Source organism: Aquabacterium sp., assembly GCF_036279655.1.
In the GTDB taxonomy this organism is placed as follows: Bacteria; Pseudomonadota; Gammaproteobacteria; order Burkholderiales; family Burkholderiaceae_C; genus Aquabacterium.
The window spans coordinates 20,213-29,406 of sequence record NZ_DASUIT010000116.1; the positions used below are offsets into that span (position 1 = coordinate 20,213).

The following is a 9,194-nucleotide window of genomic DNA, read 5'->3' on the forward strand; positions in this document are numbered from 1 at the left end:
GGCTTACCAGTCGTGCAACATCATGTTGCGCTGGCCCAGGAAGTCTTCGCCAATCAGGAAGTAGGTGCCGTCCTGCCAGGCCTTGAGGTGCCGGATGCCCACGGACACATTGGAGCCACCGTTGCCCAGGAAGAAGTGGCAGCGTGCCGCCAGCCAGGAGTCCAGGATCACCTGCTCACCCAGCTCGGTGCCGGCGTGTCCTGAATAGTGAACGCCTGTGCTGGAGTCACTGCGCTGGCAGTCCAGTGTGAGGATGCGCTCGGGGTAGCGTGTCTTGAACTGATCGATCACGGCGGTGCTGTCGGTCAGCAGGAAGATCGACAGGCTGGGGTTGACCTGCAGGATCTTGTCGATGTGCGCAAAGTAGGACTCGTTGATGAGGTCCAGGTGCTTCATCTCGTGCACCTTGTCGCTGCCACGCACGTGCACCGCCAGCCAGTTGCGGCCTGCGAAATGGGTCTGCCATTGTTGCTCGACCAGGCTTTGCAGGCGTGGCTGCAGTCGGAGGTACTTGTCGACGAGTTTGCGGTAGATCGCATGGCGGCTGAGGCCGTGGTACTCGCTGTGGGCGGGAATCCAGGGCATCAGGTCATTGACCTTGGTGTGAAAGTCACTCACCGCCACGTTCTCGTCGCGGTTCAGGAAGTACAGACCACTCAGGCGGGCATCCGGCCCTGACCAGCGGGCCAGATCCTCCTGTGTCAGGTTCTGGGCGTTCCACTTCTTGGGGAAGTAGCTGAAGCGCTCCTGGCTCAGGTCGGCCAGCGTGCGGTCCGACACGGGCTCGAAGAAGCTCTCGAAGGCATTGAGGGTGTCGGCGTCGCGGAACAGGCTGTTGCTGCCCCAGTGCACGATGGGGGTGCGCCCGGTGATGTCGGCCAGCAGCAGTTGACCCAGCACGTGGTCCAGATCGGACCAGAAACCAAAACCCCAGGCTTTGATCAGCAGGTACCGGTCGGGCGTTGCGCCGCCGTGCTCCTGGGCATCGGCATGCAAGGTGCAGCGTGCATGGCTCGCCTGGGCCAGCCACTGGCACACCGTCCGGTTCTCCGGGTGGGTGCTCAGCGCCGCCGTGAAATGCTCGATGGCGATGTCATAGGCGCCGACCAGGCTGGCGACGCGGCCCAGTTGCGTCAGCGCAAAAGGATGCTGGGGGGATTGATCGAGGATGTTGCGGCACAGGAACTCGGCCTTTTGCAGATTGCCGCGCTCGATGGCGGCTTCGATGAGCTGCTGGTCCTCGGGCGACTCGTCCTGGGCGGCTTGTGGCAGGGGGGTGATGGCTTGTGCGCTGAGGGCATCGTGGGCTTCTCCCAGCTCGGCATCGCGCCACATGGCGGTGTAGATGGCTTCGAGGTGCTGGCAGAAGCGGTCCGTGTCGAAGAGGGCCGTGTTGGCTCGGTTGGCCGCCAGCTTGGCCTTGATGCCCTTGAGCAATTCAGGCTGTGTGGCCAGTCGCAGGGCCATGGCCTCGTAGTCCTGCAGGGAGTGGGTGACCAGCTCGGGCAGGCCCACGGCGTGCAGCAGGCTGCCCGCGACACGTGCCGGGAAAGCATGGCCCATATAGGTCACCACGGGCAGACCGGCCATCAGCGCATCGGCGGCCGTGGTGTGGGCGTTGTAGGGGTGGGTGTCCAGGAACATGTCGGCCTGGCGGTAGCGGGCCAGGTGGTCTTCCACCAGGGGCACTCGGCCGGCAAAGACCAGGCGCGAATCCTCAATGCCATGAGCGCGCGCCTGGGCACGCAGATTGCGCTGGGAGACCTCGTTGCGCGACATCAACCACAGCACGCTGCCGGGCACCTGGCGCAGCAGGTTCATCCACACCTTGAACACATGGGGCGAGATCTTGTAGTCGTGGTTGAAGGAGCAAAAGACCACGGCGTCATCCGGCAAGCCGCATTCCGCACGGGTGGGCGTGCGCTCGGCGATGCGCAATCCGCCGTCCGTGGGCAGATAGGCGTCGGGCAGATAGACCACCTTCTCGTCGTAGTACTGCTGCTGCTCCGGCGGGATCACGAAGCGGTCCGCAATGATGTAGTCCACATCCTTCATGCCCAGGGTGCCCGGGTAGCCCAGGTAGTTCACATGGACCGGGGCAGGGCGGTGCGTGAAGATGTCCGAGCGCGAGTCGGAGGTGAAGCCGGCCAGGTCCACGGCCACGTCGATCTCCATCTCACGCATCAGCTCGGCAATCTGCCGTGTGCCCATCATGCGCGCGTCGACGAAGTGATCGAAGGCGTTGAGCATGCGGGTGCGCAGGCGGCTCTGGTCGTCAATGCCCAGCGAGATGGCGGTGGTCTCAAAGCGGTTCTTGTCGTGCCGCTCAAAAATGCCGGCCATCAGATGGCCCACGGGATGCTCGCGAAAGTCCGGCGAAATGTAGGCCAGGCGGATCTTGCGGTGCTTGTAACGCTCGCCGCGCCACAGGGGTGGGTAAACGGAAGGGAAGCGCTGGCTGGCGAAGATCCGCGCGCACTTCTGGTGGTCAGCGGCGTCGTCGGAGATGGCCATGAAGCCCAGGGACTTGCACACCCGCTTGTCAGCCCGGATGCCTTCGATGATGCGGCGGGCCGTGTTGTCGAAATCGGTCCAGTCGCAGGCATGCATGCGCTCGTAGCACAGCAGGCCCAGTCCGTAGTCGTAGTTGGGGTTGATGGTCAGCAGCCGATCGAACATGGCGATGGCTTCTTCGCTGCGCTTGAACTCCGTCAGCAAGATGGCGCAGTTGCCCAGGGCGGTTTCATAGTTGGGGTTGATCATCAGCACCCGGTTGAAGCGCTCCAGGGCGGGACCGTGGCGGTGCATGTCTCGCAGCAGGGCGCCACTGTTGACCAGCACCTCGATGTAATCGGGTTTGAGCGCCAGGGCATGGTCGTAGCTGGCGAGCGCTTCTTCTCGCATGCCCAGGGCCTGTTGCACCGTGGCGTAGGCAAACCACAGGGGGGCGAAGTCCTGGGTCAAGCGGGTGCCCTGTGAGAGCAGATCAAACGCCTCCTTGGCCTTGTTGTCCTTCAGAAGGATCACACCGAGCGAGTACAGGGCAATGCCGTTGTCAGGCTGCTCTTTCAGAAACGCGCGGAACAGGGTCTCGGCCTCGGCGGTCCGGCCTTGGCCTTGCAGTTCCACTGCGTGAAAAAGGATGTCCTGCTTGCTGGGCTGAGCCTGGGTGGGCATGGGGTGGTTTTCCTGTGTGTCGATGTCGATTGCTGTGTCGCTCATTTTTCACCGCCGGACGATGGATGGATCTGCGTGAGGGGCCTGGAGGTGGACCGCCTTGAGCCCCCGGGCGTGCAGATGTCACGCGTGACGTGACTGCTTTCGCGATGGTGCCGACAGGCGTGGGGCGCACTCTGTCAAAAAGGCACGGATCCAGGCTGTTCTTTCTGACTTGCCCCTGGCCGCAGTCGTGAGTGGTTGGCGATGGGTGACTCAAGGTCAGCCGTGGGAGGTCGATAACCCCCGAGAAGCCGGTCGAAGTACCGGGGCGAGAGTTTTGGATTTGGCGGCCTTGTCCGCTCTTTTTGGATCTTTGCGCCCGGCCCTTCGACCTTAGTCTCGGAAAACATTTAAACCGTTAGTGATCGACTCGCCATGGCCACTGGGCCGGACTGAGTCCGCTGATGTCGATTCATTCGCCCACTGAAGGGATGCGCTCTATGGCCTCGATTGTCACTTCGCTGTCAACATCTTCGATTGCAGCCCTGTCCACCACCTCCATCGCGAACCTCAAGACGGAAGACTGGGCGGCGTTCTCGACGGATCAGATCATCGCTTTGACCACCACGCAGGTGCGAGCGATCCAGACGGCGGATCTGGCGGTGCTGACTTCGTCTCAGCTCCAGGCCTTCGAGACAGCGGATGTGCGGGTCTTCACGTCGTCGCAGATTGGGGCGCTGTCGACCGAGCAGATCGATGCGCTGACCACTGACCAGTTCGCGGCCCTGACCAGCGCCCAGATCGCGTCGCTGAAGACAGCCCAGGTGGCCGCCATCGCGAGCGAGGACATCGCCGCATTGGTGACGTCGCAGATGGCGGGCTTGAGCAGCACGCAGGTGGCCGCCCTGGGCACCAGTCAGATTGCCGCCCTGGAGACGGCCGATTTGCGCGTCATGAGCACCGCCTCCCTGCGGGGCATGAGCTCCGACGGTCTGGCGGCCCTGAGCACGGAGCAGTTCTCCGCCATGAGCACCGCTCAGATTGCGTCCTTGAGCACCGCTCAAGTGGCCGCGATCGAAACCACGGATCTGGCGGCCATGACCAGCTCGCAGGTCCGTGCCCTGAATTCGAACCAGATCCGTGCATTGAGCACGGACCAGATCGTGGCGCTGGACACGACCCAGATGGGCGTGCTGACCAGTGCCCAGGTGGCGGCCCTGCGCACGGAGCAGGTGGCAGCCATTGAAACTGCCGATCTGGCAGCCATGGGCACGGCCCAGGTGGCCGCCTTGAGCAGCAACCAGGTGGCTGCGCTGAGCACGACCCAGGTGGCAGCGGTCGAGACGGCCGATGTACGTGTCCTGAGCAGCAGTGCGGTCAAGGGCCTGACCACCGACGGCATCACCGCCCTGACCACTGAGCAGGCCGCGGTGCTGACCTCGGCCCAGTTGACGGCCTTGAGCAGCAACCAGATCGGTGCCATCGAGACGGCCGATGTCGTCGCATTGGGCACCTCGCAGGTGGCCGCGCTGAGCAGCACCCAGGTGTCGGCGCTCACGACCGACCAGATCGTGGCGATGGAAACCGCCGATCTGCGAGTCATCAGCACCGCTGCCATCCGTGCCCTGAGCACCGATGGCATCGCTGCTTTGAGCACCGACCAGGTGTCCGCCCTGACCAGCGCCCAGGTCGGCGCGCTGACCACGACCCAGGTGGCCGCCATCGAGACGGCTGACCTGGCCGTGCTGAGCAGCACCCAGGTGCGTGCCTTGAATTCGAACCAGATCCGTGCCTTGAGCACCGACCAGATCGTGGCGCTGGAAACCGCCCAGGTGGGGGCGCTGACCAGCGCCCAGGTCGCCGCCCTGACCACCACTCAGGTCGCCGCCATCGAGACTGCCGACGTGGCCGCACTGGGCACCACCCAGGCGGCCGCGCTGAGCAGTGCCCAGGCCGCCGCCCTGACGACCACGCAGGTGGCCGTGATCGAGACCGCCGACGTGCGCGTGCTCAATACCCATGCCATCAAGGGCTTGACGACGGAGGCCGTGGTGGCCCTGACCACCGACCAGGCCGCCGCACTGACGTCGACCCAGCTGTCGGCCATGAGCAGCACCCAGGTGGGAGCGATCGAAACCGCAGACATCGTCGCGCTGGGAACGTCCCAGATGGCGACCCTCAGCAGCCGGCAAGTGTCGGCTCTGACCACCGATCAGATCGTGGCGATCGAAACCGCCGATCTGCGTGTCATCAACACGGCGGCCATCCGCTCCTTGAGCACCGAAGGCATCGCTGCCCTGAGCACCGATCAGATCACCTCGCTGAGCACGGCCCAGGTGGCCGCCCTGAGCACGGCCCAGGTCGCTGCCATCGAGACCGGTGATCTGGCTGCCATGACCAGCGCCCAGGTCCGCGCCTTGACATCGAGCCAGATCCGCTCCTTGAGCACCGATCAGATCGTGGCGCTGGAAACCGCCCAGATGGGCGCGCTGAGCAGTACCCAGGTCGCGGCACTGACCACGGCACAAGTGGCCGCGATCGAGACCGCCGATGTGGCCGCGCTGGGCACTGCCCAGGCTGCGGCACTGAGCAGCACCCAGACCGCAGCCCTGACGACGGATCAGGTGGCCGCGATCGAGACCGCCGATGTGCGCGCCTTGAGCAGCTCGGCCATCAAGGGCCTGAGCACGGACAGCATCGTGGCGCTGACGACCGATCAGGCTGCCGTGCTGACCTCGGCCCAACTGTCGGCCATGAGCAGCAGCCAGATCGGTGCCATCGAGACGGCCGACATCGTCGCCCTGGGCACCTCGCAGATGGCGGCCCTGAGCAGCACCCAGGTGTCGGCGCTCACGACCGACCAGATCGTGGCCATCGAGACCGCCGATCTGCGTGTGATCAGCACCGCCGCCATCCGGGCCATGAGCACCGACGGCATCGCCGCCCTGAGCACGGATCAGATCACCGCCCTGAGCACCGCTCAGGTGGGTGCCCTGACGACCAGCCAGGTCGCTGCCATCGAGACGGCCGATCTGGCCGCGATGAGCAGCAGCCAGGTTCGCGCCCTGACGTCCAACCAGATCCGTGCCCTGAGCACCGACCAGATCGTGGCGCTGGAAACCGCCCAGATGGGCGCGCTGAGCAGCACCCAGGTGGCCGCTCTGCGCACCGATCAGATTGCCGCGATCGAAACAGCTGACGTGGCGGCGCTGGGCACAGCCCAGGCCGCAGCGCTGAGCAGCACCCAGGTGGCTGCCCTGACGACCGACCAGGTGTCCGTGATCGAAACGGCCGATGTGCGTGCCCTGAGCAGCTCGGCCATCAAGGGCCTGAGCACGGACGCCATCGTCGCCCTGACGACCGATCAGGCCGCAGCACTGACCTCGGCCCAACTGTCGGCCATGAGCAGCAGCCAGATCGGTGCCATCGAGACGGCAGACATCGTCGCCCTGGGCACCGCCCAGGTGGCGGCCCTCAGCAGCAACCAGGTGTCGGCCCTCACCACCAACCAGGTTGTGGCCATCGAAACCGCTGATCTGCGCGTGATCAGCACCGCGGCCATTCGCTCGCTGAGCACGGATGGCATCGCTGCCTTGAGCACCGATCAGATCACCGCACTGAGCACCGCACAGGTGGGTGCGCTGACGACCAACCAGGTCGCTGCCATCGAAACCAGCGATCTGGCGGCCATGAGCAGCAACCAGATCCGCGCACTGACATCCAGCCAGATCCGTGCCTTGAGCACCGATCAGATCGTGGCGCTGGACACCGCCCAGGCGGGTGCGCTGACCAGCGCCCAGGTGGCTGCCCTGCGCACCGACCAGATCGCTGCGATGGAAACGGCCGATGTGGCCGCCCTGGGCACCGCTCAGGTGGCCGCGCTGAACAGCAGTCAGGCGGCCGCACTGAGCACCAGCCAGGTGGCTGCGATCGAGACCGCCGATGTGCGCGTGCTCAACACCAATGCCATCAAGGGCTTGACGACCGATGCCGTGGTCGCCCTGACCACCGATCAGGTCTCGGCTCTGACCTCGGCCCAACTGTCGGCCATGAGCAGCACCCAGGTGGGTGTGATCGAAACCGCCGACATCGTCGCCCTGGGCACCTCGCAGATGGCAGCCCTGAGCAGCCGTCAGGTGTCTGCCCTGACCACCGACCAGATCGCCGCCATCGAGACGGCCGATCTGCGGGTGATCGGCACGGCGGCCATCCGCTCCATGAGCACTGAAGGCATCGCCGCCCTGAGCACCGAACAGTTCTCGTCCCTCACCAGTGCGCAGGTGGGTGCCTTGACGACGGCTCAGGTGGCCGCGATCGAGACCGCCGATGTGGCGGCCATGACCACCACGCAAGCTGCCGCGCTCACCAGCACGCAAGCCGCCGTTCTGAGCACCGACCAGGTTGCCGCGATCGAGACGGCCGATCTGCGCGCCATGAGCACGGCGGCGGTTCGCGCCCTGGCCACGGATGGCATCGTGGCCCTGAGCACGGATCAGATCTCTGCGCCCACCAGTGCTCAGATCGCCGCCATGACCACGACCCAGGTGGCTGCCATCGAGACCGGCGATATCGCTGTCCTCGGCAGCGGCCAGATCCGCGCTTTCACGTCGACCCAGATCCGTGCTTTGACCACGGATCAGATCGAGGCGCTGGAAACCGCACAGATGGCTTACCTGAGCAGCACCCAGGTGGCTGCCCTGACGACCGACCAGGTGGCCGCCATCGAGACGGCGGATCTGGCTGCGATGGGCACCGCCCAGGTGGCCGCGCTGGGCAGCAGGCAGGTGGCCGCGCTGACTTCGGATCAGGTGGCCGCGATCGAGACCGCCGATGTGCGCGTGCTGAGCAGCAGCGCCATCAAGGGCCTCACCACCGATGGCGTCGTCGCCCTGACCACCGATCAGGTGGCCGCGCTGACCTCGGCCCAACTGGCCGCGATGAGCAGCAGCCAGATCGGCGCGATCGAGACGGCCGACATCGTCGCCCTGGGCACCGCCCAGGTGGCCGCCCTCAGCAGCACGCAAGTGGCAGCCCTGAGCACCGACCAGATCGTGGCGATCGAAACCGCCGATCTGCGCGTGATCAGCACGGCCGCGATCCGCTCGCTGAGCACGGATGGCATCGCCGCCCTGAGCACCGACCAGATCACCTCGCTGAGCACCGCTCAGGTGGGGGCGCTGACGACCAGCCAGGTCGCCGCGATCGAAACGGGTGATCTGGCCACGCTGAGCAGCAGCCAGATCCGTGCCCTGAGCTCGGCCCAGATCCGTGCCTTGAGCACCGATCAGATCGTGGCACTCGACACGACCCAGGTGGGCTCGCTGACCAGCGCCCAGGTGGTGGCCCTGCGCACCGACCAGATCGCGGCGATCGAGACCGCCGACGTGGCGGCCCTGGGCACGGCCCAGGTGGCTGCACTCAGCAGCACTCAGGTGGCGGCGCTGAGCACCAATCAGGTGGTCGCGATCGAGACCGCCGATGTGCGTGCCTTGAGCAGCAGCGCCATCAAGGGTCTGAGCACCGACAGCATCGTCGCCCTGACGACCGATCAGGTGTCTGCACTGACCTCGGCCCAACTGGCCGCGATGAGCAGCACCCAGATCGGTGCGATCGAGACGGCTGACATCGCCGCCTTGGGCACCGCCCAGGTGGCCGCCCTCAGCAGCACGCAAGTGGCTGCCCTGAGCACCGACCAGATCGTGGCGATCGAGACCGCCGATCTGAGGGTGATCAGCACGGCCGCGATCCGTGCCCTGAGCACGGATGGCATCGCTGCCCTGAGCACCGATCAGATCTCCTCGCTGAGCACCGCTCAGGTGGGGGCGCTGACGACCAACCAGGTCGCAGCGATCGAAACCGCTGACTTGGCCACGCTGAGCAGCAGCCAGATCCGCGCCCTGAGCTCGGCCCAGATCCGCGCCCTGAGCACCGACCAGATCGTGGCACTCGACACGACCCAGGTGGGCTCGCTGACCAGCACCCAGGTGGCGGCCTTGAGCACCAGCCAGGTGGCCGCGATCGAAACCGCCGATGTG

2 protein-coding genes are annotated in these 9,194 nt (G+C 65.6%); one reads left to right on the forward strand and one right to left on the reverse strand.

Annotated features, from left to right (window positions below; all coding sequences use genetic code 11):
* Positions 1 to 3: 3 nt before the first annotated feature.
* Positions 4 to 3,222 (reverse strand): nodulation protein NodZ, encoded by a 3,219-nt coding sequence (locus VFW84_RS13285; protein WP_329680940.1) that lies wholly within the window; start codon positions 3,220 to 3,222, stop codon positions 4 to 6.
* 437 nt (positions 3,223 to 3,659) lie between these two features.
* Here VFW84_RS13285 and VFW84_RS13290 point away from each other — a divergent pair.
* The coding region (locus VFW84_RS13290) for a heme utilization protein (RefSeq protein ID WP_329680941.1) at positions 3,660 to 9,194 on the forward strand (5,535 nt) is incomplete at its 3' end.